The sequence below is a fragment of the Bacillus sp. JH7 genome, from assembly GCF_001563515.1.
In the GTDB taxonomy this organism is placed as follows: domain Bacteria; phylum Bacillota; class Bacilli; order Bacillales; family Bacillaceae_G; genus Bacillus_A; species Bacillus_A cereus.
In genome coordinates this window covers 1858826-1885511 of the sequence record NZ_LPUS01000001.1, presented here as the reverse complement: position 1 = coordinate 1885511, position 26686 = coordinate 1858826, and the positions used below count along the sequence as shown (strand labels likewise).

The following is a 26686-nucleotide window of genomic DNA, read 5'->3' as shown; positions in this document are numbered from 1 at the left end:
AACTTTAAGATTTTTGAGAATAATACACACAGATTAAACCTTTTTTTGAACTAACGAATTATCCGACTTGTTATTACACACATTAAGGACAATCTGGCTTCAATATTGTTCGCATAAACTCTTCTTTAAAAGCTGCATAGTTAAAACCAACAGCAATTCTTTGAATCGGCCGATCATCAAACCTTGTTGGCTCAGCTATTTTTCTAAAGTCTGCTACACTTTGGCCCCTAGTCACATCATTTGTCGTACTAATCCACACTGCCGATTTTTTATATTCGAAAATACTGTCATTTATAAACGAGATAAACGGTAATAAATCGTGTATAGGACTCCCACCAATACCCGGATATTCTTTTTTATAAAAGTTCTCATAATAAAAATCAATCATTGGTTTAATGAGTTTCGCCTGTCCAGTTCCTTGTTTATCTATTATATTGGCCATTTCAGGTGTTATAAGCGCGCCCTGTGTTACATTTAACGGGTATATGCTAGCGTTTTTCGCATATTTCATAACAATATTTGCTGCAATTGGATCACCATAAAAATTCGCTTCAGATACTGGTGTAACATTACCTGGAAATAGGAAAGCGCCGCCCATTATATAATACGAACAAATACGATCCATTATATTTGGATACAATAAAAATAACGTAGCAAGCGTCGTTAGTCTCCCTGTCGCCACAATTATAATATCTTCTGGACAAGGTTCGATTAATTTGATTAATTCACAAAAATTTTCTCGTTTACAAATTCTCATCTCAGGTGGAATAATAGGACCTAAACCGTGATCCCCGTGGATTTCAGGGAAAAACAAAGGCTCTTCAGCTGTCATCGGTCTACTCGCACCTTCAATAATTTTCACTTGTGTAGCATAATACCTTTCTAAAAAATAAACATTTTCCGTAACGATATCTCGTGATACATTCCCATACTCAGCAACAATACCTAGAATATCTAATTTACATGTTTTATTTGCATAAATTAACGCTACGGCGTCATCAATACCAAAGTCTCCAAAAAAGATAATTTTCTTATTAACTATTCTCACCCCTCTTGAGCATAATCTACTATTATTATTATGTGAAAAAGACAAGGCGGTGAAACAGCGCAAACTAAAAAAGCCGCCTATTTATTGGCGACTTCAATCTTTTTATAAGACAAATATGCAAGTACATTTTTACTTGAATCGTATTTCGGGTTATTTCCTTTTCTCGGCTCTCTCATATGTGTCTTTTCAAATCCAGGAATGTCTGGCATTTTCCCCATAAATTCAAGCATTTCTTCCTCAGTACCTTCAATGCGTACACGAATCATTATAACTATTCCTCAATTCTCAGTTTCTCTGTACTAAGTATATCGTACTTCAGAAAGACTGCAACACATTTATCTTTTTAACGTTATACTTTTTTTACATATAAACATAGCCATTTCAGTATAGAACGATTCTACTTTATTATTTTTAAATTGAATATTAAAATATTCCTTCATTTCGTTTGGTGCTTTCATCATACATTCTGTTAATTTTTCACGCTTTTGTAAAGGGACATCCATCATATTACACCACCAGTCAAAATCAAACTTCTTATCAAAAGTAAGACATGACTGCATTTGCAAACCATTTTTTTCTAATAAAGTAAGCCATTCTGTCTTTTTTAGAGCTCGTTCATGACTTGGGTCACGCTTTTTTTCTATAAAATTATAAAATGTATCATATTCATTATTTTCTGGCGAAACATTATCTATTAAGATGAATAATCCATTATCCTCCAACGTACGATTTACTTCATAAATAAATTGAGCCGGACTCGTAAAATGATGGGCTGCAATCCGGCATGTAATTGTATCAAAAAAATGGTCTGCAAATGGTAAATTCTCTGCATTTCCTGCTACAAAAGATACATTTTCATGACCATTCTGCTTTATAAAAACTTTTGCTTTTTCTAACATCTGTTCTGTTAAATCAAGTGCAACTACTTCTTCAAACATAGGTGCTAACATATTTGCCACATGCCCGCCACCAGTAGCAACATCAAGAAGACGATTATTATGACGAGACTCAACTTGTTGAACTACATATTGTAAATCCAGTCCTTTAGCATGTATTTTACTATTTACATATTTATCTGCATTGCTGCCAAACTGTTTTTTCACAAGCTCTTCTTTACTCATATTATCATCTTCTTTCTATTGTTATTTACATATACGACTCATATAATTATTACAATTCTCTTAATGTATTTTCAAATCCTCTTTTCATCTCACTTCTTATCATATTTACCTTTCATTAAAATAATATAATTTTGCATTTTATTATTAAACAAAAAAAAGGCTATGGGAACTTCCCCCCTAACCTGAATAAATATTTACTACATTTTTATTTCTTCGTATATATCTATATAATATAAATCCTCTTTCAACTTCATAATAACATCTACTTCGTTATAAGTAGCCTCACGAGCATGTAAACCAAATTGATCCATACCAATCCATATCCACCCAGGTGTAAGATATAAAACATCTATATTAAAATAATCTAACTTAGTAAGCTCCGATGTAATAAATTTATCTTTATTAGCGATTTGTTTATCTATTAAACCGTATTCTTTCCCATTTTCAAATAGCGATATAAATTTCCCTACAATCGGATGTTCACGAACAATAAAATGATATTCTTTTTCCTCTATATTTACCACAATCAAACGAGAAACAGATAAATCAGGCCCTGAATTCGACATATTTGTTTATTCACCTCCTTATATAGGCTTCTTAAATATGATAACAAATGAATATTCAAATTAAGTTAATATAATGTAAAAAATAAAAAAGCTGATTTCCCTTTAGAAATCAGCCTTTATAATTTGATCAACTTTATTCTTTTACAAATTATTATAATGTTTCTTTTTCCTCATCATTTCCAGAAACTAAATTTCCTATAGCATCTGCTGTTACTTCCACTACAAATTCACAAATACCAGCCACAACTTCTCCAATTATTTCATCCATCTTTTTACCCCCTTATTTTATGTAACCTATTTGCATTATAGAAGAAACTGGTAAATACAAACTATCGAAAAAGGTGACATAAACCTTACAGAATTGTAAGCTCTTTCATTTCTTTACTTATCCCCTTTGAAACTCCAAGTATTTTTAGCAGACATATAGGCCATCATAATATGAAGCAAGTAATAATCTAGTGTCAGGAGGCGTTTAATATGTATTACGTAAAATTAATTAAAGGTCAATCTTTCTACGCTTTTGATCATCGTTTCTTAGTGTCTGAAGAAGAAGAGGTTTCAGAGAAAATTTATAATTACTTGCGACGTAATGAATTTTTTGAAGTACGTAAAGAAGAATATTCTGCTTAATTACAAAAAGCATTAAGAAAAATATCATCTTATTGTGATATATTCTTAATGCTTTTATGTGAATTTCTTCTTTTCAATAATTATTGTTGACTCTATTAAATAATCCAGTATTTGTCCAAGCTAATTCTTCACTATTTTCATATTCTAGTATATGAGGAGGTGAAGAATATGACTCATATCATTGATTACCAAGCTACTCAGCCTATAAGTAAAACTGGTGAAACAACTTTTGCAATCCCAGCTTCTCCAAATAAAGCAATTTTAGCAAATTTAAAATTGAGAATTTCAAGTAGAGATTCACGAAATAATCGAGTAGAATTAATCGCTACAATTGGTGTAGAAGGTATAACTGAGACTTCACAAGTTTTATTCCGAATTTTCCGTGATAACATTGAAATTTTTAATGCACAAGTAGGTATTGAATCTACAGATTCTGAACAATTCTACGTACAAACATTTCAAGCTATAGATCAAAACGTTAGCAGTGGAACACACGAATATTCATTAACTGTTGAAAACCTTACTAGTGGTGCAAGCGCAGAAGTTGTTGGCCCATTATCTTTTAGCGCTTTAGCTATTGGACAAGAGCGTAAATGTTGCTAAGTGAATCTAATATTTAATTTTGTACTTGAGAAAAGCGAGGCGTAGTTATACGTTCTTGCTTTTTTATATGTATCCTTACTTTCTATTAGCTTTAATCATAAATTTTTTACGTTTTGATTCACTTATTTCATCAATTAACACATCAAATTTTTGACAAATCAAAAAGATTGAAATCCAATTATGAAACACGTAATATAGACTCTGACTCTAAAAAAGTTCGTATGAAAATAGTGCATAAATAAGGAGGTTTTATATACGAGTTTTTCATTTTTAAAAGACGGAGAGGTTTTATGTTATGTGGCGTAATAAAAACGTTTGGATTGTTCTAATTGGGGAGTTTATTGCAGGTCTAGGATTATGGCTTGGTATTCTTGGCAACCTTGAATTTATGCAAAAATATGTCCCTTCTGATTTCATGAAATCAGTTATATTATTTATCGGACTATTAGCCGGTGTTCTAGTTGGACCTATGGCTGGCCGTGTCATCGATCAGTATGAAAAGAAAAAAGTTCTTCTTTACGCTGGGTTTGGTCGAGTTTTAAGTGTTATTTTCATGTTTTTTGCTATTCAATTTGAAAGTATCGCATTTATGATCGCATTTATGGTTGCTCTTCAAATTTCAGCAGCATTTTATTTCCCTGCATTACAATCTGTAATTCCACTCATCGTACGTGAGCATGAGTTATTACAAATGAACGGTGTACATATGAATGTTGGTACAATTGCTCGTATTGCAGGCACTTCACTAGGTGGAATTCTTTTAGTTGTGATGAGTTTACAGTACATGTATGCCTTCTCAATGGCAGCATACGCCTTATTATTCCTCTCGACTTTCTTCCTACAATTCGAAGACAAGAAATCAACAACACCAAGTAAACAAGCTGCAAAAGATAATAGCTTTATGGAAGTATTTCGTATTTTAAAAGGAATTCCTATTGCTTTTACAGCACTTATATTAAGTATCATCCCTCTATTATTTATAGCTGGGTTTAATTTAATGGTTATTAACATTAGCGAAATGCAACATGATCCTACGATTAAAGGGTTCATATATACAATTGAAGGTGTCGCATTTATGTTAGGTGCCTTCGTAATTAAACGTCTATCTGATCATTTCAAACCTGAAAAATTACTATATTTCTTCGCAGTTTGTACTGCTTTTGCACATCTGTCATTGTTCTTTAGCGATATAAAATGGATGGCTCTTACATCATTTGGTTTGTTTGGGTTTAGTGTTGGCTGCTTCTTCCCTATTATGTCGACGATTTTCCAAACGAAAGTGGAAAAAAGTTATCACGGTCGCCTCTTCTCATTCCGTAATATGTTTGAGAGGGTTATGTTCCAAATCGTCTTACTTGGCACAGGCTTCTTCTTAGATACAATTGGGTTACAATATATGGTTCTCATCTTTGGAGTCGTTTCATTATTGATTATTTCTATTTCCCTTTCTAAGCAGAAACATTATGAAAAACAGCATTCGCAATCTGCAAATTTATAAAATAAACAAAGAAGTATGGGTCTAATATTGAATCCATACTTCTTTGTTTTATAATACGCCTATTTATTACGTTTATTGAAATTACCTAAAGGAGTATCCCCCTTTTATTTCGAATAGATTATAAAAAGTACTCTTTATAAAAGGAGTGGTAAAATGTCTGATGGCATCGAAGTATTTATTGTCCTGCTCTTTGCAATTGCTCTGTTTAGCATCCTAAACTTTTTAGCCATTTCCTTATCTGGACATAGTTTTAAAAAAAGAATCGTGGCAGGTTTCATATTTTTACTACTGACTCCCATTATCTTTTTGACTATCGCAACATTTGCTTCTATATTCGATAAAGCAGGATTTGGCGCAGGTACGTTAGCCTTTATGACCGCAAGCGTATATATATTAAATGGAATAGTGATTCTGCTTTCCTCTTTATTTATCCTCAAAAAAGACATAACATAGGCTATAGTACTAGCATGAATCTGACTTTACACTAGATTCATGCTTATTTAATTTCTCCTAAATTTTTATATGAAATTAAATAATTCTTTAAAAAAATTTAAACTTTATTTATTATAATATCCCTATCGTATTCGCACGTTTATTCAAATTTAAAAGAAAGGAGCACAAAATGAAAAAGGTTCTACTTACAATTCCTATACTAATCATCCTACTTAGTGGATGCAGCAATAACGATATATACGGTTCTTGGGAAGTCGTTGACAATAAAAAAGGTGAATGCCCTGTATATTATAAATTTGAAACAGTTGTCAAAAAAGAAAATAAAGAGGAAATTGTGCAAAATTTAGTAGAAATGCAAACAACAAAGAATAAAGACGATTTATATAAAGGCTCATTTGTCAAAAATTCTAATGTATATCACATTGATTATGGTAATTCATTTACATCGGACCAAACTTTAAAAGTTGCCGACGGTACATTAAATGTATACTTTTTGACAGCCGAAAAATTATGCACATATAAAAAGAAATGATTACATTTCAGAGGAGACGCAGAAAATATTTTCTGCGTTATTTCACTTTAGAAATCGTCCGCAAAAATAGCCCTTGTTTTCGTATTCTTTTTCATTCAAAACATGAGAAATATACTTAATAAAAGCTAGAAAATACCTTAAGTTATATAAAATGAATCATATAATACACATTTCAATTAATATATCTACGCTATTTACATCGTTACTTTTCAAAATAGGCTAATCCTCCCTCTAAATTTGTCAATCGTTTTAATTTTCATAAAAAAATGATAAAATGTAAACATGTGTTTTCAGAATAATTAAAAACGCAGAATGAAAGCACTGTTTTTAGGAGGGGTTTTGATGACTTACACGTTAGCAACTAGAATGAAAGCATTCCAATCTTCTATATTTAGTGAATTAGGAGCCTATAAAAAAGAAAAAATTACAGCAGGTCATAACATGATTGATTTGAGCATCGGAAATCCTGATATGCCGCCCGCTGATTTTGTAAGAGAAACAATGGTACATACAGCGAGTGAAAAAGAGAGCTATGGGTATACATTATCAGGTATTCAAGAATTTCACGAAGCTGTAACTGAATATTACAACAACACTCATAACGTTTTATTAAATGCGGATAAAGAAGTTTTATTATTAATGGGTTCACAAGACGGGCTCGTTCATTTACCTATGGTTTATGCAAATCCAGGTGATATTATATTAGTTCCTGATCCAGGATATACAGCTTATGAAACAGGTATTCAAATGGCTGGTGCAACATCTTACTACATGCCTTTAAAGAAAGAGAATGATTTCTTACCAGACTTAGAAGTCATCCCTGAAGAAATTGCCGATCAAGCGAAGATGATGATTTTAAACTTCCCAGGGAATCCCGTTCCAGCAATGGCTCATGAAGATTTCTTTAAAGAAGTAATCGCATTCGCGAAAAAGCATAATATTATCGTTGTCCATGATTTTGCTTATGCTGAATTTTATTTCGATGGTAATAAGCCAATTAGCTTTCTCTCTGTACCTGGTGCTAAAGAAGTTGGTGTAGAAATCAATTCTTTGTCAAAAAGTTATAGTTTAGCAGGTAGCCGTATTGGATATATGATTGGAAACGAAGAAATTGTTCGTGCACTTACTCAATTTAAATCTAATACCGATTACGGTGTATTTTTACCAATTCAAAAAGCGGCATCTGTAGCACTAAGAAATGGCGCTGCATTTTGTGAGAAAAACCGCGATATTTATCAAGAACGGAGAGATACTTTAGTCGATGGATTCCGAACATTTGGCTGGAATGTCGATAAGCCAGCTGGTAGTATGTTTGTCTGGGCTGAAATTCCACAAGGATGGACTTCTCTAGACTTCGCTTATGCATTAATGGATCGTGCGAATGTCGTTGTTACACCTGGTCATGCATTTGGACCTCATGGAGAAGGCTTCGTACGTATTGCACTCGTTCAAGATAAAGAAGTGTTGCAACAAGTTGTTGAAAATATTAGAAATAGCGGCATTTTCGTCCTTGAAAAAGTAGATGAATTAGTTAAAAATTAGTTCCCACTCCCCTGCTTAACTTTAGCAGGGGTATTATTAATTGGAGGTACTTTCATATGCATATTAAAGACACGCTTCCCCATCGTTATCCATTTTTAATGATTGATAAAGTAACAAATGTAAAACAAGGTGAATCCGTTACAGGATATAAACTCATTACAAATAACGAATGGTTTATAAATGATAGTCAAAAACATATGCCTCATATGTTAATTGTAGAATCACTTGCCCAGCTTAGTGCATTTGTACATACAAGTGATTCTGAAGGACTAGGATTTCTCTCCTCTTTAGATGGAGTTGAATTCCACGGAAAAGCATATCCCGGTGATAAACTTGATTTACATTATGAGCTAACGCGCAATCGCCGAGGTTTTATTCTTGGTAAAGGTATTGCAACTGTAAACGACCAGCCTATTGTAACTATAGAAAAACTATTAATATATCAAGCAGATTAAAGTGTTCCTTATATCAGTTGGAAATATCTATTCTCAACCAATTAAGTAAATAGGAAAACATATTACGTAGTTAGGAGCAGGAAAATGGAACGTACTATCGGTATCGATGCTGGAGGCACATTAACGAAAATAGCTTATTTTAACGAAAAAAAGCTATTAACTTTTGAAAAATTTTATTCACATGAACAACATAAAATAATAGATTGGATTAAAAACAACAATGGCATAAAACAAATATGTATTACGGGTGGTAAATCGAAACTATTACAGCATCTGCTTACAGGTTCATATAAAATAATAGAGCTAAACGAATTTGAATCTACTCTTGCAGGTGTCCAATACATATTAAAAGAAGAAAAACACACTATAAACAATTTTATTTTAACCAATATCGGTACAGGTACTTCTATCCATTATGTTTATAATGAACAATATATTCGCGCTGGTGGAACCGGAGTTGGCGGTGGGACTATTATGGGACTTTCAAAATTGTTAACAAATATAGCTCATTTTGAAGATGTAATTCCTCTAACAAAAGTAGGATCTAGAAAAGAACTAGATATTACGGTTGGAGATATTTATGGTGGTATTCTCTCACCTATTGATAATAGCTTAACTGCTAGCAATTTTGGTAAAGCCGCTATTTCAGAATCGAAATATAATAGCTCAGACATACTTGCTACTATACAAGGACTTGTCGGTGAAGTCGTTACTGCATTAAGCCTTCAATTCGCTGAAACAAAAAACATTAAACATATTATTTATATTGGTTCGACTTTATGTAATAACGTACAACTTCAACATATTATAAGTAGCTACACCGAATATCAAAATAAAACACCAATCTTTTTACAAGATGGTGGTAATAGCGGTGCAATTGGTGCATTACTTCATGCTACGAAATAAAAAGCTGACTTTTGTCAGCTTTTTAAAAATGGCACTTCAAATTCAATAATTGATTCCCCGTTCTCTTTAATTCGCTCCACGCTTATTCTATCAATCACACAATTTAACTTCCCATGAAAACTAGGAATCTCCTTCACTACTTCAGCAGCTAATTTGGCACTTTCTTTTCTTCCGACTGTTACATGCGGGATGTACGGAATGTCTTCTTTCAAAAATTGTAATAAAGGTCCTGCATTCTATGATAAGAAATTTTGTATACTAACTCCATCTTCTCCCCTCCATTATTTCAACTGGCTCACTGGATATTTAGCAAATAAAGATTTCCGAAAATCTTTATCTTCCACAAGCATTTTAATTTTTTCTTCATTGCCGTTAAAGAACTTTATAACTTTATTTTTATCCCATATATCTTTTTCTTTTGGAAAATCATCGAATATTCTATGCAAAATTGATAACATTTCTTCCCTCGTTATCTTAAAGTTTTTATTCTCTACCTGAAACTCATAAATTTTTGCATTTGGCACTAAAATCACTAAATATATAGCATTAAAGAAAAAATTCTTCTTCATCGTATCCTTCTCATCAAACCAATACGTCTCAATCATTTCTTCTGTAAGAGCCCCACTTTCTTTTGCGCCATAGTTCACTTTTATATTTTCATTTTCTAAACTTATACTTTGAACTGTTCCACCACCGGGTAAATGATTAACAATTGCAACCACATCTGAATTATTACCAACGTATGTCCCAGTATATTTCTTAAAATCATCTGACCTAATATCATATATATCTTTTATTCTTTCTCCATTAGAACAAGCCGCAATGAATAAAAAAATTGTTAGCATAACGATCATGTTATGATGCATATATTTCATTTAGCATCCCCCATTTTTATCGATATTTCGTTAATTACAATATTTACTTTCAAATCCCTTTTAAATATACGCATTTTAATCAAAATTAAAAATTTTCATTTTTTATGTTTACAATTATCCATTAATTGTATATACTTACTAACGTAAGAAAAAAATTCTAAAAGGAGGTCGAAGGAAATGATGAAATTACAATTACATGCATTAACTTTAGCGTTAACTGCACCTGTGTTTTCTGGACAATTAAATATGAATTCGACCACCCTAATGGAGAATTGAAAATCGTACTTTATTTCATTTAATTCATAAATTCGCCACAGGAGGCCGTATACTTTCCTGTGGCTTTTTCACGCCCAGCCATAGGAGAACTGTATCTTCCTGTGGTTTTTTTGCGCGATTTTTTAGTCTCTTACATTATTTTTCTAAGAAAGGAGCAACATTCAATGACTATTAGCGTATTGTTTTTAAGTATTACGATTCAAAGAAATATAATTTCCAAAGATGAAATTCTTCATAATGAGCAAATTGAAAAAGCTATGAATGATGTTAAGGAGCGCCAAGCACTTTACTGTGATCACCTGTAATTCCTTTTCGAAAGGAGGAATTCATTTATGACTTTTCATATTTTCTTTTTTACGACTGTACTTCAAAAAAATAATTTATCTGAAAATGAAATCAATCGTAAACAACAGTTAAAACAACTGACTGATAAAATAACTGACATTAAAAGTTCATACTACACTCAAATGTATTAAAAATATATTTTAAAGGGGTAATATATTCATGAAATTTAAAGCATTCTTTTTAACAATCACTATTCAAAAACGTAAGCTCTCACAGAAAGAGATTTTACGTGAACAACACATTCAAAACATTATGGACGAAGTAAAAGAGCTTCAATCTTCTTATTACACTCGTCTTTTCTAAACCACTTATAAAGGGGTAATTATCCTATGAAATTTAAAGTATTCTTTTTAACCATTACCATTCAAAAAAATAAATTTTCCGAGTCTGAAATGCTTCATGAGCGACAAATTAATCAGGCTATGGATTCTGTAAAAGAAAGACAAAGTCATTACTGTAGTCACCTGTAATTTCTTATTACACTCGTTTTTTCTAAATCACTTATAAAGGGGCAATTATTTTATGAAATTTAAAGTATTCTTTTTAACCATTACCATTCAAAAAAATAAATTTTCTGAGTCTGAAATGCTTCATGAACGACAAATTAATCAGGATATGGATTCTGTAAAAGAAAGACAAAGTCATTACTGTAGTCACCTGTAATTTCTTATTACACTCGTTTTTTCTAAATCACTTATAAAGGGGCAATTATTTTATGAAATTTAAAGTATTCTTTTTAACCATTACCATTCAAAAAAATAAATTTTCTGAGTCTGAAATGCTTCATGAACGACAAATTAATCAGGCTATGGATTCTGTAAAAGAAAGACAAAGTCATTACTGTAGTCATCTGTAATTCCAATTCGAAAGGAGGAATTCACATATGAAGTTTCACCTATTCTTTTTAACGATTACGATTCAAAAAGAAACAATATCTCAAAATGAATTAAAACAAGAAAGACAATATAAACAAGTTATTGATGAAATTCGAGATCGTAGAAGCAAATACTACACTCACCTTTAATCGTTTAACTATATAGAATTGAAAGGAGTCGATTATGATGATGATAGCACGCTGTAAGGAAATGATTTGGATAGTTCAGAGGGATTCCACATAGTTTTATAGAGCTTATGTCACACAAGTTCATCGCTGAATTTGATGTATAAAAAATATATAATAAAATCAAATCAACCCGCTTTTAATTATTTTTTTATAAACAAAAGATACACCACTTAAAAAGAGGTGTATCTTTCTCAGGTTTTACTATTTCCGATTACTTCTCTTCGTTTTAAACAATCTCACTAAGTTTGAAACAACTGTTTTTGTTACTGCATAAACTGGTACTGCTAAAATCATTCCGATGATTCCAGCAAAGTTACCTACCCCTAAAATTAGGATAATAATTGTTAATGGGTGGATGTTTAATTTCGAGCTCATAATACGTGGTGAAATAATATTACTTTCAAACTGTTGTACAATTGTTACGATAATAATTACGTATAAGGCTTGCATCGGAGATACGAACAGTCCTACAATAACAGCTGGTGCTGCTCCGATAAATGGACCTAAGTTAGGAATGATGTTTGTAAATGCTGCAATAATTCCTAAAACGAAAGCGTACGGTAAATCGATAATTAAATAACCGATAAAAGTAAACGCACCTACAAATATACAAACGAGCGCTTGCCCTTGAATATATGCAGATAATGTTTCGTTCGTTTCCTTAATGATACGAAGCCCCTCTTCACGGTAAGACTCTGGTAATAAACTTACCGCTTTCCCTGGAAAGGCATGTCCATCTTTAAACATGTAAAATAAAATGAACGGTACAGTAAATACAACTAATGCAACGTTCGTGATAATACCAAATAAAGCCGTTGCACTCGACGTAATTGTATTTGGTATATCTTTTAAGTATTCAATCGCATTTTTTTCAATTGTTTCAATGGAAACGTAGTTTTGTGTAGATAACCATTCAAACAACCTATGATGTGATAATTCTTGTATGTATACCTTTCCTTCTTTTATGTAGCCTGGCATATTTTTTACTAAGTCCATTAGCTGTTGTGAAATCGTAGGAACAACTACTCCAACGCCAACTGCAGTTAATGTTATGATAAAAAGATATAACAGCAATATCGCTAAATTTCTAGGTACTTTTTTATTCTCCAAAAAGATTAATACAGGATTAAATATGAAGTATAAAAAAAGCGCGATTAAGATTGGGAAAAATAATGTTGATATGAAGATACCAATCGGTTGAAATAAAAATGATATTTTTGTGCAAATAAATATGATTCCTACAACCATTAGCACTTCTAATGTCCAAAAGTGCACTTTTGATTTCAAAAAAATGGCCTCCTTTAAACTAGCACTTCTCTTCATTGTACCAAAATAAGTATGAATTTCACATAATATTTTCCTTTACAATATTCCAAAATACCAATAAATACACTACAATGAGATTACATACAAATTTGCAGGTAAAGGTGATAAAAATGACACAATGCATCATTTGCAGAAAAGATACGAAAGAACTTAGTGAACAATATGTCATTCCAGAAATATTATGTGGATATTATTTCACAAACTCAATTTGTGATACTTGTCATGAACAAATGACAACAAATATTGATCGTCCTTTAATTAGGCATAAATTGAGTCAATTTAAGATTGAACAAATGAAAAGACAAATTGATTCCCCACTCTATACGAATGAGCACGGTGAGGAACTTGCAGCTGCTGAGACTGATGTTGTCGAAGTAAGCGACGAAATTCTTTATTCTAATGCATTAATTATGAAACTATGTAAAAAGCACGATATTTCCTTACATAATGAAATTTGGAAAGAGGAACGTGTAACGAAAGTAGCCAGTTCTATTCAACGTGAATTGCTATTGGATAACCGTAAATATAAAATGAGTATATTAAAAATGGCTTATACATTCGCTGTACAAACAGTTGATGGCTACTTTGAAGATCAAGATGCGATTGATATCTCTACCATTCTCTCAAATGCAGATTTCGTGGAACTAAAAGAAAAAAGCATTGTACGTGATTTAAGCAAAAGTTCTTTATGGAATACGCTAAATACAAGTAGTGAAAATCATTACTTTATTTTACTTAGCGATAAAGACGGTTTGTTTTGCTTTATTCGTTTGTTTGACATTTTTGATGTTGTCGTTCATTTATCAGAAAAAAGATTTGACCTTCCATCACCCATTGTCGGTGTAAATAATGTGAATACGCAGAAATTTTATGTCCAAAGTTTAAAACAATATATGGATGGGCTGTTTAAAGAAAAAGCACCTACTATATAACAGGAACCAGAACATACGGTCTCCTTTCTTGATGAAAAGACACTGTGTTATAATGAGTATGAAAAGAACAATACAATCACATAAACCAATTATAAATTGTATATAAATAAAAAAGACTAGTGTGCGGCTACACACTAGTCCACGTAACTTAGCAGATTGGATTGTTCATTTATCCTATTTGTTTCTTACGAACAAAACAACCCACATTCTATAAGCATAGGTGGGTTGTTATTTTTTGAGCTTGTCTATTAAAACGACGACGAACGTTAACAATGCAACGAGAAACAGTCCACCTTGCAGTAGCAACGCTATTTCACTCACGTATTATCACCCCCCTCCTACTCGGAGAAGTGATAATTGAACAACCAACCGCACCTTAAGTTACCCTTTAATTTTACCATATTTTCTAATAATTTACGATGAAAACCCGCAAGCGAATAACTTGCGGGTTTTTTATCCCGTGTTAACAGGCAGTAAACAAAATAGAGCAATAAATAAGTGAAACTTTATTTCTCACTATTTTTTTAATGCATATGCATCAGCAATCATTTCACCAACAATTTTATTTTCTTCTTTCTTCTCGTCTTTCAATAATGGGAATAACAATTCTGCCACTTCATACGCTTCTTCTAAATGCGGATATCCTGATAAAACAAACGTATCAATTCCTAACGATTCATATTCTTTTATCCTTTCTGCTACTGTATGCGGATTGCCTACAAGTGCAGTACCTGCCCCACCTCTTACAAGTCCGATTCCAGCCCATAAATTAGGGCTTATCTCTAACGACTCTCTCGTACCTTTATTTAAATGGGTCATCCGTTTTTGACCAACCGAATCATATCTTGCAAATGTCTTTTGAGCAAGCTCAATTGTTTCATTATCCACATATTGAATTAAACGTTCTGCCTCTTCCCATGCTTCTTCTTCTGTTTCTCTTACAATTACGTGTAATCTAATGCCAAATCGCACTGTACGCCCCTTCTCTTCTGCAAGTTTTCTTACTTCTTCTATTTTCTCTTTCACTTGCTCTGGCGGCTCTCCCCACGTTAAATATACATCACTATGTTCAGCTGCTACTTCTTTTCCAGCAGCTGACGATCCTCCGAAATATATAGGAGGATATGGTATTTGAACTGGTGGGAATACAACTTTACTATCTGTAACTTTAATATGTTTTCCTTCTAAAGAGATCGTTTCACCTTGCAATGTCGATTTCCAAACTTTTAAAAATTCATCCGCTGCTTCATATCTTTCATCATGATCAAGATATAATCCATCTCCTTGTAGTTCAACTGGATCTCCTCCAGCTACTACATTAATAAGCAGCCTCCCATGTGAAATTCTATCAAATGTAGATGCCATCCTCGCTGCAACTGTAGGGGACATTAGTCCTGGTCTCACTGCTACTAAAAATTTTAGTTTTTCTGTTTCAGCAGCAAGAGCTGAAGCTAACACCCAAGGGTCTTCACATCCTTGACCAGTTGGAAGTAAAACACCCGTATATCCTAAATAATCAGCTGCCGCAGCAACTTGCTTATAATAACCATATTCAGCTGCTCTTCCTCGTTTTGTCGTTCCTAAATATCGACCATCTCCATAAGCCGGAATAAACCATAATAATTCCATACCTTTACACACCCCTTATTTATTTTGAATCGTATACTAACACATTCTATATAAATTACCCCTAATAATTTATATGTTAATTCCCTGTCTCACCTTTAAAGTTATCTCGCCATCTTAAAAACTTCACTTCTAGTAAACGTACTAGAGAGTCAGAAAACTTCCCAACAAGTGCAAATATAATTATGCCGACAAATACGATATCTGTATTTGAAAATTGCCTTGCATCCATAATCATATAGCCAATACCTTCTGTAGACCCCATAAGTTCTGCTACTACTAAACTCACCCACGCAACACCTAACGATAACCTTGCTCCTAGTAAAAGGTTAGGCAATGCAGCTGGTAAAATTAGTTTCGTGATTAATTTTCTTTTACTAAACTCTAACACTCTCGCAACATCAAATAACTTTGAATCCACACCTCTAATACCTAAAAATGCGTTTACGTATAAAGGAAAAAATGCACCATCTGCAATTAATAACACTTTTGATGTTTCACCAAAACCGAACCATAATACGAAAAGCGGCGCAACAGCTAAATGAGGTACAGTTCTTAACATTTGCACAGATGGGTCTAAATATTGCTCACTTCTCGTTGAAAATCCAACAATCGTTCCTAAAATGATTCCTAAGCCCCCACCAATAAAGAAACCAGCCGCAGCCCTGAATACACTAATACTTAAATGGCCGAATAACTCTCCTGTTTTAATAAGCTCTTGGAAAGCTAGAAAAATATCTAATGGTGTTGGTAAAACTGTTTTAGAAACAAGACCGAATACGCCAGCCAACTGCCAAATTATTAATATAATAACCGGTATAGTAATCGCCCTTACTAAAACTTTTACATTTAACTTTCGTACCTTCTTTATGCCATTTTTCTTAATCGTTATACTCGCTGGTTTCATAACAGCTTTCGTATTTTCCACTTTACAAAACCTCTTTTCACTTCGCTTTCAATGCTTTTTCTACGAAAGAATTATCTACAACTTTTTCCGTCTTAATTTCTTTCTTTATAGAACCGAGCTTATATTGAAAATCCGCAGTCTTTTGTTGTTCTGCTATTATTTCCTTAGTTACCGGAACTAAAATTGGTTTGTCGTGATTAAACACTTCTTTTACAATCTCTGCATCTATCTTTTTTACAGAAGTGTATACTTTTATTGCTTCATCTAAGTTAGCATCTTGCCATACACGTGCTTTCTCATAAACTTTGAGGAATTTCTCAACTAATTCTGGATGTTCTTTCGCAAATTTTGTCCTCGTAATTAAAAATTCTGGTGAAGAGACATTTAATGTTTCACCGTCTGCAATCACCTTCGCACCTTTATTTAACGTATGTAATGATATGAAAGGGTCCCAAATCGCCCATGCATCTACTGATCCTGATTCGAATGCAGGCTGCGCTTCATCTGGTTGTAATTGAATGACATTTACATCTTTTGCATCAATACCTTCTTTATCAAGTGCTCGATATAATAAATTAAAGGCACTACTTCCTTTTGCTACTGCAATTTTTTTACCTTTTAAATCTTTTACACTCGCAATCTTACTATCTTTTTGAACGAGAATTCCAGTTCCTTTTCTCGCATAACTTGTATTGGCGATTTCGGTAAATCCAATACCTGCTGCTTGCGCTGAAATGACTGGAGAATTCCCTACTTCACCAAAGTCTAACCGGTTTGATGCGATTGCTTCAAAATAAGGAGGTCCACTTTGGAACTCTGTCCATTTCACTTTAACTCCTTCTTTTTTAAACTCCTCTTCAAACCATCCCTTTTTCTTTGCTAGTAATAGCGGGCTTAATCCTTGTTGTATACCAATTTGTATTGTTACATCTTCTTTCTTACTACTTGCTGTACTTTTTTCACATCCTAAAAAACATACTGATATAGCTAAAGCAAAAGAAAGAATTTTTAATTTTTTATACATATAAAATCACCCTTTTCCTATATACTTGTTTGAATCAACCCTCCATATTCAAACTGCTGTAATACTTTCGTTCGAAGTTGTTGGAACGATTGAGAAGTTTTATTTCGCGGATAAGGCAAATTATTTTCAATCACTTTATGTATTTTCCCTGGTTTTGCACTCATAATGATGATTCGGTTTGAAAGATATATCGCTTCGTCTATATCATGTGTAACGAATATCATTGTTGTTTTCTTCTGCTCCCAAATATTTAGCAATACTTCTTGTAAATGACTTCGAGTAAAAGCATCCAGCGCTCCAAAAGGTTCATCAAGTAATAATACATTTGGATCTCTTAATAACGCTCTCGCTATCGCAACACGTTGTGACATCCCGCCTGAAATTTCTTTCGGATACGATTTTTCAAAGCCATCTAACCGAACGATTTCAACCCATTCTCTTACCTTATCTTTCACATACTTATCTTTTAACGATAAATCTGCCGCTATATTTTCTTCAACTGTTAACCATGGAAAAAGCCTATGTTCTTGAAAAATAAAACCTTGTTTCTTGCTCGTTTTTAAGATAGGATCCCCGTCAATAACAACTTCCCCTTCAAAATCATTATCTAGACCGGCAACAATTTTTAGTAATGTACTTTTTCCGCACCCACTCGGACCAATTACTGTAACAAAATCCCCTTTCTCTAATTGAAAATTAATATTCTCTAATACTTGAACAGTACCAGTTTGTTTCAAAAAATATTTTGATACCCCATCAATTGAAACAGTCATTTCTTCTCCTCCTTAAAATGATTCATATAAATGAACAGATTCAGTATTTGTGCAATAAAAAAACCAAAGGCATTTTATCAACAGATAAAATGCCTTTGGTTTCTCCAATCAGCAATACGTTATGGAATTAAGTACATATTATACAAATATTTCCGATAAGTCAACTAGGTTTTATCAAAACATACATATGATTCGTTTGAATATTTTTACTGTTGTTTATTTGAACGATATCATTTACTTACTATTTTTTCTGATTTTTAATCCACTGTAACCAATAAGAAAACTCACACGTTAAATGCATTTGATGGGATTTAATAACTAAGCGACGAAATTTCTACAAAAAAAAGAGTAATTTCAAGAAATATGCTACTAACCTTAGATTTATTAAAAAAGTTAGATCATATAACTTGAGACTACTCATTCCCATTCAAAATATTTATGTAATTAAATTTTATTTCCTCTGCACCCTGGCTGTCTCCAAAACTATTGGTGGCAGCTCTTTTTGAATGATTTCTTTTAATCCATAAAGAGCTTTCCTCACATAACCACCTTCGAAATTCCCTAATGGTTCTGGTAATTCATCTTCATCCAATATGAAGTATTCTCCATTTGGAAGTACCATAATATCGATGATTAAATCTTCAAAGGAAACCACTTCATCTTTTATTTGTGTGTTTTTTACAATATTAAAATAGGAACCTAAATACTTTCCTTTTATATCTCTCCATACGTATAAATTGTACGGACGCTCTTTCCAGTAATATGCGATTGTATAACTTCCTTTTGGGATTGTTAACTTAGTATCATTTGCAATCATTGTAAATGAATACTGCACCTCGTGAAATAAAACGATACTTTGTGATTGCTTTTCAAGTAATAAGCAATTGTGATCTACTATTGTTGAGTTATACCGGATTTTTCTTTCTATAATTTCAATTTTCGATGTAAGTAACTTATTCATTATTTTGTTTCCCCTTATGCTAGTTCTATCCTCAATTATATCCATTTATGTAGTGATAAAGAAGTGTATAGTTTTTTATATAATGATTTATAAAAGTATATAATAAAAACTCCTTCTTATTTAGAAAGAGTTTTTCACTATCCATGTTTCATATTTTTTCACTTCTAACGGAAGCTCATTTGTTTTTATGTAACTAACAGCACTATTACTCATGTTTTAACTTTTCCTTAACCGCATCATAAAATTTTCGTTCTTCATCAACATTTAAGTAAACACGACTTACTGTTTTAGAAAAGCCGTATAACAACTGCGCTTTCACTGGCTCTTTTAATGTTATTTCAAAAGTAGCAGGTTCTTTTATGAACTCCATAACAGTTGCATCCAATACCTGTTTCCTTTCTTTTGCCGTTAGCAATTCACCCTTGTAGAACGCAATATTATCAATTTGTGTAAATGGCATAACAATTTTCTTTCCTAATCCGATTTGAATGACTACTTGTTCTTCTGTTACGACAAGGGGATTTTTGCGCATCGCTTGTATTTCAGCTATAAAATAAATCATCGCGTATACATTTAAAATAAGTAAAATCCATGCTATTACTGGATTCCACTGATGTAGTAAATAATGAAAACCAATGCTTTCAATTATTGTTGCATGAATAATCATGATATACACACCTATAGCACCAGTCTTTTTATGATATGAGTATACAGATTTACCTGTTGGTACTTTTTCACGCCACGATAAAAACGCATAATAGATTAACTTACACTCTGTTAGAATGACATCTACTAACTTACTTCTTTTCATAGTAGCGTCAAACGCTGCATCAATTGCATAAGAAAAGGAATAATTTTCTCTTCTATATTCTTTATATTTTTTTATTATTTTAGGAAGCACTCTAACAATTTTATAGAGAAGGAATAATTCTAGACCTACAAATGCAATTTCAGCCGCAACAATAATATAAGAGATGAATGAAAAAGCTTGTAAATAGTCACTTGGAATAATAAATCTTGCAAAAATATAACCAGCTATTACAACAGGAACTATATACGTTAACGAGTATCTTTTTCGAATAATGAAGAAATACGTGATGATTGGAATGACAAACATGCAATCTAATAATGACCCAAGCACAACTTCTTTCGGCGCAACTGGTACAATTGGAAGGGCATACAATAAATAGTTTGGTAGCATAATTAAAAAGACGAGTCCAATCCAAACACCTTTTCGCCTTCGTGATAGTGTAACCTCCATACGTTCACTCCTTTATTTAAAAACCTCATTTAAATGGTCTTTATAAAATGAAATGGCACGTTCAAATTCTTTTACTTCCTCTACTTTCACGACAGTTTCAAGTAATAATTTCATCGCTGATTCGTGATCGTTTACGTTATATTTTGCTAATGATAAAAATACTTTCATCGGAGCGTTCTCTGGGAATTTTTTCACCCCAGCTTCTAATACTGTAATTGCCTTTTCATATTCCCCTATACAACGATATGTACTTCCTAAACCAATATAAGCACCGCAAAGCGATTCGCCATCAAGTCCATTTGCGATTGCCTGCTCATAATACGGAACTGCTTCTGTTTCTAGCCCCATTACATCATGTATCCACGCACACTGATACAGTACTTCTGCATCCTTTGTAAAGTTTGTTAATCCTATAAGCATCTCTTTAGACTGCGCATATTTCTTTTCGTTTCTAAGTTTAATAGCTTGCTTTAATAAATGTTCCATAGAATCCACTCCTCACCAATTATTCTGTGTATAGCTCTTGATTGGTATACGCTTCACATTCGTGTAAAAGTAAAATTCCCACCAATTAAAGTTTCGCTTACTTATTACTATGCGGATTCATTCTCATCTAAAAACTTAATTTTAAAAAGCAGTGACACGATTACATAATAACTCTAAGCTTTTGACAATTTCTTTCGCTGTTTCATCTTTCCCATTACACAACTTCCCTTTACCATCCTGTCCAATTACATAATGCACAGCTCCGCGCGAATATAAAGAATGTGGTGAATTCGCAATCATTACATTCGCCCTTGCTTCTTTCATTCTATTTTTTGCTCTTTCAAACAGTTCTTCTTCATTTAAATCACTTTCAAGTTTAAAACCAACAAGTACTGTTTCTGGGTCCCATTCTTTTATTTGTTTTAATACTTTTGGAGCCTTTTGAAAGTGAATAATCGGTGCTATATCACTTGAAATTTTTCCGTTCATATTAAGAACATTACCATCTTGATCACAAATTTTCTCCACAATCCAATCTGATCCAGCCGCTGCCATAATGACTGCATCAATCTTTTCATGTGATATGATACTTTTCATTTTATCTTGTAAATCAACGATTCCTTCAAATGGATGTAATTCTAACCCTCTATGTACATCACTCGGTTTCTCCGCAAAATAACCGTGTAAATATATAACATGTGCCCCTTTAGCTAGAAGTTCTTCTGCGATTATCCTTCCGATTGTACCTTTGGCCATATTCGTATGCCCGCGTACTTGATCCCATTTTTCTAGACAACCACCGCTCGTAATTAATACCTTTTTCCCCTTCATTGTAACCATCCCTTACTAATTTTTCTTACGAAACCATTCTGTTCCAAAGTCAACTATATCACGCTGTTTCATTAGACGACACGTTGCATTCCCTATCTTCCCATTTTTTACAGTTCCTTTTCGCTCAAACTCCACACCAATTTCTACAAACTTCTCAGATTCGTAATCCATTTCAAAAAACTCTTTCCACACTCTTTCACCGTTTTCTATAATAGGTGCTCCTACTTGTATTAACTCACATGCACCAGAACGCACCTCGGATAAATGAACAGACGTATTGGAATCATATCCAACACCAATTAATAATACGTACCCGTCTAAATCATATATTTTTCTTAATGGAGATTCTTCTCCAAAGCTCATTGATAACGAATGGTTCATTGTTATTTCTACTGCATGTTTTCCCCATGCAGCAAAACTTCCTAACGGATGATTACTACGTACTACATTCGGATATGTACGAAAACATTCAACTATTTCACCCATTCCCCTTGTTGGGGTTATACGTGAATCAAATGCTGGGACGTTATCTCGGATAATTTGCCACCAGTCTTCCGGTACAGGTGGTCTTGACCAATGTTTCGGATCGGACAAATCCGAAGATTGCGTTGGCATTATTATCGTTCCTTCTTCCGTAACAACTTTCATTAATGCTTCTACTACAGCAACCGCACCACCAGATATCCACCCGATAGAACTTAGTGATGAATGAACGATAATTGTCATTCCTTTTTCGACTCCTAATGCTTTTAAATCTTTTGTTATTGTTTCGATTGTATTTGGAAATTGTGTACTTGCTACTATTTCATTCATTTTCATATTGGTTCCCCCACTAGCTACGTAAATTTAAACTTCTATATAAATATATTATCATATTTTTCTTAATTTTTAACTTAATCATTTTTCACATCTATAAAAAATAGTAATATGATTACACAAAAAAACATTTAAATTATAATATTCAGATTTAAAACACAAAAAGAAAGTGAAGATTTTACATCCCCACCATAAAAAGCTGTTTTATACATAGACGAAAGAGCTCATCACAAATGATGAGCTCTTTGTTTACTTTATCCTTCAATTGTAACCCCAGTAAACATTGATAAGTTTCCCGTTATTTTCTCACCTACACGTAAAAATAAGCCTGCTGCTCTTCCACTTATACAGTGAGAGCCAATTAATAGTTTACCAGTATATGGACCATCCCATGTGTCAATGGTATAGTCAGGCATTTCTATGTATTGCTGGTATATCTTCCTTTGTTCAAAGTAATACTCTGTTTTATCTTCAGCTAATAATTCATCATTTTCGTATATAGATACTCCGCCACCTTCACGACCAAATACAGGTTTGGAAACGTATGATTCATGTCTTTCTAGAAATCGCTTATTTGAAAAATATGTTGGTAGAAAGTATTTATAAATAATGTCTTGCTCTTCTTCTGTAAAGAAAACACTTTCTTCATAAAGCTTCCAAATTAGTGCGAGTACACTTTTGTTTTGCATAACAAATGCGGCTGGCGGATTAATAATTTTCACTCTTTCTTGCGCAATATGATCTAAAAATTGTAAACCAATCCTTTTTCCATTCTTATCAACGTCCGTTACTAAATACTCTATTGGATACAGTCTATATAAATATTTTATTTTTTCTCCACTCGGCGTATATATACCATCTTCCGCAACGACAATGTCTTGTATTCCTACATAGTCCGTTGACTGATTTAAGCAATACGTTCTTAAAAACTGAACCGTTTGACTATCTTCATCGTGCCAATCATAACTAGTAAAATATATCGTCTCTTCAGGGCCTATATGATAGTCATGTTTAATTTGTTCCCATGCCTGCACAATATGCTCTTCTATATGGTTTGGGTGATTTACATCATGATAACGGCATAACACTTCATTTGCGACAGACGGTTCTAAATAGCCTGTTGGCGTATCACAATTTACTTCTATTAATTTTATATCGTCACCATTTACGATAAAATCAAACCTTGTAAAATATGAAAATAAACCATTATGTTTCATTCTCGCCATTTCCCACGCTTCAGCTGGGAATCCAAGTTTTTGAAAATCTTCTGTCGTATTTACAATATATTGATACGTTCTATATAACACATACATGATTTCTTCTGTCGCTTTTGAGATAGCAGTATAAGTTTTTGCTGGCATGCGATACATCCCTGTTGCCATATATTGATTCCATTCTTCATTCTCTAACAGACTAGGCCAAGTGAAACCATTCCTACTAGCCTCTTCTGCAAGTGAAAACCATACTTTCATATACTCTTCTTGCTCTCGTTCTGTATACATTACTCCATTACCCTTTCGTTTTAGGATCCTGCTGGCGCTTTTGCGTTTCCAATTCCACTTGAACCAGAGTTTACTTTCGGTGTTTGCGTAGTAGATGATTTTGGCGTATTTGTATCTGGTGTTACTTTATTGGATGGATTTGGCTGCTGTTTATTTAAATCTACTTTATTGGAAGTATTATTGTTACCGTTAGAACCACCAGTATAACCACCGCTACTACCGCCACCTGTTCTACGCTCATCTTTTTCACGATATGGAATAACATTATTTGCATACGGTTTCTTCATTAAATTTGGTTTTGCTGTATAATTCATATTTGAAGTTCTACTCGCTAATAAATATCCTGCTACAAATGGAAGTATCGGTAAATGAGAGTTTTCATGATAAGATGAAAATGACGGATTATTTTCCTTGCATAACTCATCTTTCTCTACATTTTCATTGGTTGGGGCTTTATCATCACAATTTAATGTTTCTTGTTCATTTCTTTGTTTTGCACCATCTGTTTTAACAGCTGTACTTTCTTGCTGAGCAGTTTCTTCTTCATAATCACCACAACCTGTTAATAAAAAAGATGACACCCCTATTGAAGTAGCTATTTTTATAAACTTACTTTTCTCCATTCTCACGTGTTATACACCTATCTTCTTTTATCTATATTTTTCCAGATACCTATATTATATAATGAAATTATTATTTTTTTCAAACTATATTCAATATGTACAATTATATATTTTCATGCTATTTTTCCATGTAACAATGAAATCTTTCTATCCCTGGATATTTTTCTCCTAAACTTTTAACTTGAAAACCAATTCTTTTATAAAATTCTACCGCCCCATCGTCTGTCTCTGCTTCTATATAAGTCAATTGGTATACTCTTACAATCTCTTTAATCATTTGTAGTGCAATTCCTTTTTGACGATAATCTGGCGCCACTGCTATATGACATACTCGTGCTTTAGTTGCTCCGATTACTTCAACACCTAGACAAGCTTTTTCTTCATATTTGTACAAAGTCCCTTTATTACTTTGATAAAATAATACTGCTTTCTTTAAGCTTATTTCATTTGGACCGACGGCATATTGTAGCACATTTAATATTGAATCTTTTTCAATTTGTTCAACACGCTGTAAATTCATATTTTCATCCCTTTCTATGAAAAAAAGACTAACTCTTAATAAAAAGAGCTAATCTCATTACGCCGTTATTTTTTCTTCTTTTTTTACAACGACAGCCACATAACTATGAAGTATCATTCCAATAATAACGAGACTCATACCAATCCAAGATAATGATGACGGAATTGGTGCAGATAACCAGATCAGCTCTCCTACTAGCGCAAATAAAACTTCACCAGACTGCGTCGCTTCCACTGTTGCTAATTTTTGCGGATCATCTTTCACAAGATCTGTTGCAAAGAAAAATAATACTGTCGCGATTAACCCAGAGCTAACTGCTACAATAAAACATTGAAAAATTTGGCTACTTGACGGTAATCCGCCTGTTGATACTTCGTAACCAGATAATAAAAACCAAAATGGTAAACTTGCTAATGTCATACCGAGTACTCGCTGAAATACATCTAATTCCCCTTTACAAACTTGCATCATTTTTCTATTTCCAAGAGGATACGCAAATGCTGCAATAAGTACAGGAACTACACATAAAACGGTTTCACGAATACCTAATGAAGAAGCATGTTCTACTTGCATGAGAACAACACCGAATAAAATAATGCCCGACATAACTAATTCCTTCATCGGAAGTTTTTTATGTAGTGGATTCACCGCAAAAAATGGTGTTAACAAAATCCCTGCAACGATTGTAATTTGCCATGTTGATGCAACAAGCCAACCTGGTCCGAACGCTCCAGCAAAACTAAGCGGCGCATAAAAGAGACCAAATCCAACGATACTCCACACTAACCATTCTTTCGGATTGTTTTTCATATATTGAAAGAGTTGCTTTAAGTTCCCTCTATACATAACAATAAGTAATAACATTGGAACCATAAAATAGTACCGTAATGATGCACTCCAAATCCAGCTTCCACCTTCTAAGTCCATTGCCCTGTTTAAAACAAAAGTAAAGGCAAAGAAAAATGATGCCAGTATCCCTATAACAATTGCTTTCATTGTAAAACCCCTTGTATTTAATTTTTTATCTCTATGACATATATTTTAGTATACGCGATGAAAAATCTACATACAAACTTACATTTCACTTTGGGATGATGAAGGAATTGTAGTAGATTTACATGGGAATAAAGTGCATTGGTATGAAATCGAGGCCATTACATATCAAAATTTTCAAGGGTCAAAATC

The 26686-nt window shown here is 33.0% G+C and carries 36 protein-coding genes and 1 pseudogene; 16 read left to right on the top strand and 21 right to left on the bottom strand.

Annotation, left to right across the window (positions count from 1 at the left end):
• Positions 1-82: 82 nt before the first annotated feature.
• From AU379_RS09520 to AU379_RS09505, 4 genes are all read right to left on the bottom strand, one after another.
• Positions 83-1048 carry a nucleoside hydrolase gene (locus tag AU379_RS09520; RefSeq protein WP_001223681.1) on the bottom strand — a complete coding sequence of 322 codons (966 nt, stop codon included), beginning with the start codon at positions 1046-1048 and terminating at the stop codon, positions 83-85.
• A gap of 77 nt (positions 1049-1125) precedes the next feature.
• The gene (locus AU379_RS09515; protein WP_000621885.1) at positions 1126-1314 is read right to left on the bottom strand and encodes a DUF3970 family protein; all 189 of its coding nucleotides are present in this window, start codon (positions 1312-1314) and stop codon (positions 1126-1128) included.
• Positions 1315-1383: 69 nt separating this feature from the next.
• Entirely contained in the window at positions 1384-2169 is a 786-nt protein-coding gene (locus tag AU379_RS09510) for a class I SAM-dependent methyltransferase (protein WP_000031303.1), read from the bottom strand.
• 197 nt (positions 2170-2366) lie between these two features.
• On the bottom strand, positions 2367-2735 hold the full coding sequence (locus AU379_RS09505; protein WP_000071478.1) for a hypothetical protein: 369 nt from the start codon (positions 2733-2735) through the stop codon (positions 2367-2369).
• 477 nt (positions 2736-3212) lie between these two features.
• Here AU379_RS09505 and AU379_RS28815 point away from each other — a divergent pair, with 477 nt between their 5' ends.
• The 8 genes from AU379_RS28815 (at position 3213) to coaW (ending at position 9354) form a co-directional block, all read left to right on the top strand.
• The gene (locus AU379_RS28815; RefSeq protein ID WP_000291905.1) at positions 3213-3365 is read left to right on the top strand and encodes a YqbF domain-containing protein; all 153 of its coding nucleotides are present in this window, start codon (positions 3213-3215) and stop codon (positions 3363-3365) included.
• A 168-nt stretch (positions 3366-3533) separates the two neighbouring features.
• Positions 3534-3968 (top strand): exosporium protein ExsC, encoded by a 435-nt coding sequence (gene exsC / locus AU379_RS09495; RefSeq protein ID WP_000148797.1) that lies wholly within the window; start codon positions 3534-3536, stop codon positions 3966-3968.
• 295 nt (positions 3969-4263) lie between these two features.
• Positions 4264-5466 carry an MFS transporter gene (locus AU379_RS09490; RefSeq protein ID WP_000269261.1) on the top strand — a complete coding sequence of 401 codons (1203 nt, stop codon included), beginning with the start codon at positions 4264-4266 and terminating at the stop codon, positions 5464-5466.
• Between the two features lie 153 nt (positions 5467-5619).
• Positions 5620-5919 (top strand): hypothetical protein, encoded by a 300-nt coding sequence (locus AU379_RS30225; protein ID WP_001279464.1) that lies wholly within the window; start codon positions 5620-5622, stop codon positions 5917-5919.
• A gap of 169 nt (positions 5920-6088) precedes the next feature.
• Positions 6089-6451 carry a hypothetical protein gene (locus AU379_RS09480; RefSeq protein ID WP_000757017.1) on the top strand — a complete coding sequence of 121 codons (363 nt, stop codon included), beginning with the start codon at positions 6089-6091 and terminating at the stop codon, positions 6449-6451.
• A 342-nt stretch (positions 6452-6793) separates the two neighbouring features.
• Entirely contained in the window at positions 6794-7993 is a 1200-nt protein-coding gene (locus AU379_RS09475) for an LL-diaminopimelate aminotransferase (RefSeq protein ID WP_061139171.1), read from the top strand.
• 56 nt (positions 7994-8049) lie between these two features.
• Complete coding sequence (locus AU379_RS09470; RefSeq protein WP_000547659.1) at positions 8050-8448, top strand: 3-hydroxyacyl-ACP dehydratase FabZ family protein; 399 nt, start codon at positions 8050-8052, stop codon at positions 8446-8448.
• Positions 8449-8532: 84 nt separating this feature from the next.
• Complete coding sequence (coaW, locus tag AU379_RS09465) at positions 8533-9354, top strand: type II pantothenate kinase (protein WP_000442492.1); 822 nt, start codon at positions 8533-8535, stop codon at positions 9352-9354.
• A gap of 14 nt (positions 9355-9368) precedes the next feature.
• Here coaW and AU379_RS09460 read toward each other — a convergent pair.
• Both AU379_RS09460 and AU379_RS09455 read right to left on the bottom strand, forming a co-directional pair.
• A pseudogene (locus AU379_RS09460) lies at positions 9369-9584 on the bottom strand (2'-5' RNA ligase family protein); the annotation flags it as partial.
• A gap of 51 nt (positions 9585-9635) precedes the next feature.
• Positions 9636-10229, bottom strand: a complete 594-nt coding sequence (locus AU379_RS09455; protein ID WP_000876535.1) for a DUF4825 domain-containing protein — start codon at positions 10227-10229, stop codon at positions 9636-9638.
• Between the two features lie 440 nt (positions 10230-10669).
• Between AU379_RS09455 and AU379_RS09450 the strand changes: the two genes are divergently transcribed.
• The 7 genes from AU379_RS09450 to AU379_RS09420 are packed head-to-tail and all read left to right on the top strand — an operon-like array spanning position 10670 to position 11874.
• Positions 10670-10810 carry a YrzI family small protein gene (locus AU379_RS09450; protein ID WP_000156176.1) on the top strand — a complete coding sequence of 47 codons (141 nt, stop codon included), beginning with the start codon at positions 10670-10672 and terminating at the stop codon, positions 10808-10810.
• Between the two features lie 27 nt (positions 10811-10837).
• Positions 10838-10981 (top strand): YrzI family small protein, encoded by a 144-nt coding sequence (locus tag AU379_RS09445; protein ID WP_000142715.1) that lies wholly within the window; start codon positions 10838-10840, stop codon positions 10979-10981.
• 28 nt (positions 10982-11009) lie between these two features.
• Positions 11010-11153, top strand: a complete 144-nt coding sequence (locus AU379_RS09440) for a YrzI family small protein (RefSeq protein WP_000668961.1) — start codon at positions 11010-11012, stop codon at positions 11151-11153.
• A 26-nt stretch (positions 11154-11179) separates the two neighbouring features.
• On the top strand, positions 11180-11320 hold the full coding sequence (locus tag AU379_RS09435) for a YrzI family small protein (RefSeq protein ID WP_000669805.1): 141 nt from the start codon (positions 11180-11182) through the stop codon (positions 11318-11320).
• Positions 11321-11372: 52 nt separating this feature from the next.
• On the top strand, positions 11373-11513 hold the full coding sequence (locus AU379_RS09430; RefSeq protein ID WP_061139170.1) for a YrzI family small protein: 141 nt from the start codon (positions 11373-11375) through the stop codon (positions 11511-11513).
• 52 nt (positions 11514-11565) lie between these two features.
• Positions 11566-11706 carry a YrzI family small protein gene (locus tag AU379_RS09425; RefSeq protein ID WP_000669805.1) on the top strand — a complete coding sequence of 47 codons (141 nt, stop codon included), beginning with the start codon at positions 11566-11568 and terminating at the stop codon, positions 11704-11706.
• Positions 11707-11733: 27 nt separating this feature from the next.
• A complete protein-coding gene (locus AU379_RS09420) occupies positions 11734-11874 on the top strand; it encodes a YrzI family small protein (RefSeq protein WP_000668497.1) in 141 nt (46 codons plus the stop codon).
• A 240-nt stretch (positions 11875-12114) separates the two neighbouring features.
• Here the strand turns inward: AU379_RS09420 and AU379_RS09415 are convergent, their stop codons facing one another.
• Positions 12115-13200: an AI-2E family transporter gene (locus AU379_RS09415; protein ID WP_000837892.1), complete on the bottom strand. Its 1086-nt coding sequence runs from the start codon at positions 13198-13200 to the stop codon at positions 12115-12117.
• Between the two features lie 149 nt (positions 13201-13349).
• Here AU379_RS09415 and AU379_RS09410 point away from each other — a divergent pair, with 149 nt between their 5' ends.
• A complete protein-coding gene (locus AU379_RS09410; protein WP_000189710.1) occupies positions 13350-14171 on the top strand; it encodes an HNH endonuclease in 822 nt (273 codons plus the stop codon).
• Positions 14172-14399: 228 nt separating this feature from the next.
• On the opposite strand, the gene AU379_RS30895 is transcribed toward AU379_RS09410, so the two are convergent.
• The 14 genes from AU379_RS30895 to AU379_RS09345 form a co-directional block, all read right to left on the bottom strand.
• Positions 14400-14492: a putative holin-like toxin gene (locus tag AU379_RS30895; protein ID WP_001289320.1), complete on the bottom strand. Its 93-nt coding sequence runs from the start codon at positions 14490-14492 to the stop codon at positions 14400-14402.
• Positions 14493-14687: 195 nt separating this feature from the next.
• On the bottom strand, positions 14688-15800 hold the full coding sequence (gene ssuD / locus AU379_RS09405; RefSeq protein ID WP_000422258.1) for an FMNH2-dependent alkanesulfonate monooxygenase: 1113 nt from the start codon (positions 15798-15800) through the stop codon (positions 14688-14690).
• 76 nt (positions 15801-15876) lie between these two features.
• On the bottom strand, positions 15877-16725 hold the full coding sequence (locus AU379_RS09400) for an ABC transporter permease (RefSeq protein ID WP_061139169.1): 849 nt from the start codon (positions 16723-16725) through the stop codon (positions 15877-15879).
• Positions 16726-16741: 16 nt separating this feature from the next.
• The gene (locus AU379_RS09395) at positions 16742-17728 is read right to left on the bottom strand and encodes an aliphatic sulfonate ABC transporter substrate-binding protein (RefSeq protein ID WP_061139168.1); all 987 of its coding nucleotides are present in this window, start codon (positions 17726-17728) and stop codon (positions 16742-16744) included.
• Between the two features lie 17 nt (positions 17729-17745).
• Entirely contained in the window at positions 17746-18501 is a 756-nt protein-coding gene (locus AU379_RS09390) for an ABC transporter ATP-binding protein (protein ID WP_030026041.1), read from the bottom strand.
• A gap of 451 nt (positions 18502-18952) precedes the next feature.
• Positions 18953-19462 carry a DUF402 domain-containing protein gene (locus AU379_RS09385; protein ID WP_030026042.1) on the bottom strand — a complete coding sequence of 170 codons (510 nt, stop codon included), beginning with the start codon at positions 19460-19462 and terminating at the stop codon, positions 18953-18955.
• Positions 19463-19667: 205 nt separating this feature from the next.
• A complete protein-coding gene (locus tag AU379_RS09380) occupies positions 19668-20723 on the bottom strand; it encodes a hypothetical protein (RefSeq protein ID WP_000454145.1) in 1056 nt (351 codons plus the stop codon).
• A gap of 12 nt (positions 20724-20735) precedes the next feature.
• Complete coding sequence (locus tag AU379_RS09375; RefSeq protein ID WP_000400636.1) at positions 20736-21209, bottom strand: tetratricopeptide repeat protein; 474 nt, start codon at positions 21207-21209, stop codon at positions 20736-20738.
• Between the two features lie 141 nt (positions 21210-21350).
• Positions 21351-22040: a phosphopantothenoylcysteine decarboxylase gene (locus AU379_RS09370; RefSeq protein WP_000676724.1), complete on the bottom strand. Its 690-nt coding sequence runs from the start codon at positions 22038-22040 to the stop codon at positions 21351-21353.
• 15 nt (positions 22041-22055) lie between these two features.
• Entirely contained in the window at positions 22056-22859 is an 804-nt protein-coding gene (locus AU379_RS09365) for an AAC(3) family N-acetyltransferase (protein ID WP_000783344.1), read from the bottom strand.
• A gap of 251 nt (positions 22860-23110) precedes the next feature.
• Positions 23111-24358, bottom strand: coding sequence for a glutathionylspermidine synthase family protein (locus tag AU379_RS09360; RefSeq protein ID WP_000287883.1), 1248 nt, complete (start codon positions 24356-24358; stop codon positions 23111-23113).
• Positions 24359-24378: 20 nt separating this feature from the next.
• Entirely contained in the window at positions 24379-24987 is a 609-nt protein-coding gene (locus tag AU379_RS09355) for a hypothetical protein (RefSeq protein WP_001242222.1), read from the bottom strand.
• A 112-nt stretch (positions 24988-25099) separates the two neighbouring features.
• Positions 25100-25501 carry a GNAT family N-acetyltransferase gene (locus tag AU379_RS09350; RefSeq protein ID WP_061139167.1) on the bottom strand — a complete coding sequence of 134 codons (402 nt, stop codon included), beginning with the start codon at positions 25499-25501 and terminating at the stop codon, positions 25100-25102.
• A gap of 57 nt (positions 25502-25558) precedes the next feature.
• The gene (locus tag AU379_RS09345) at positions 25559-26497 is read right to left on the bottom strand and encodes a multidrug resistance efflux transporter family protein (protein WP_000644600.1); all 939 of its coding nucleotides are present in this window, start codon (positions 26495-26497) and stop codon (positions 25559-25561) included.
• Between the last annotated feature and the right edge of the window lie 189 nt (positions 26498-26686).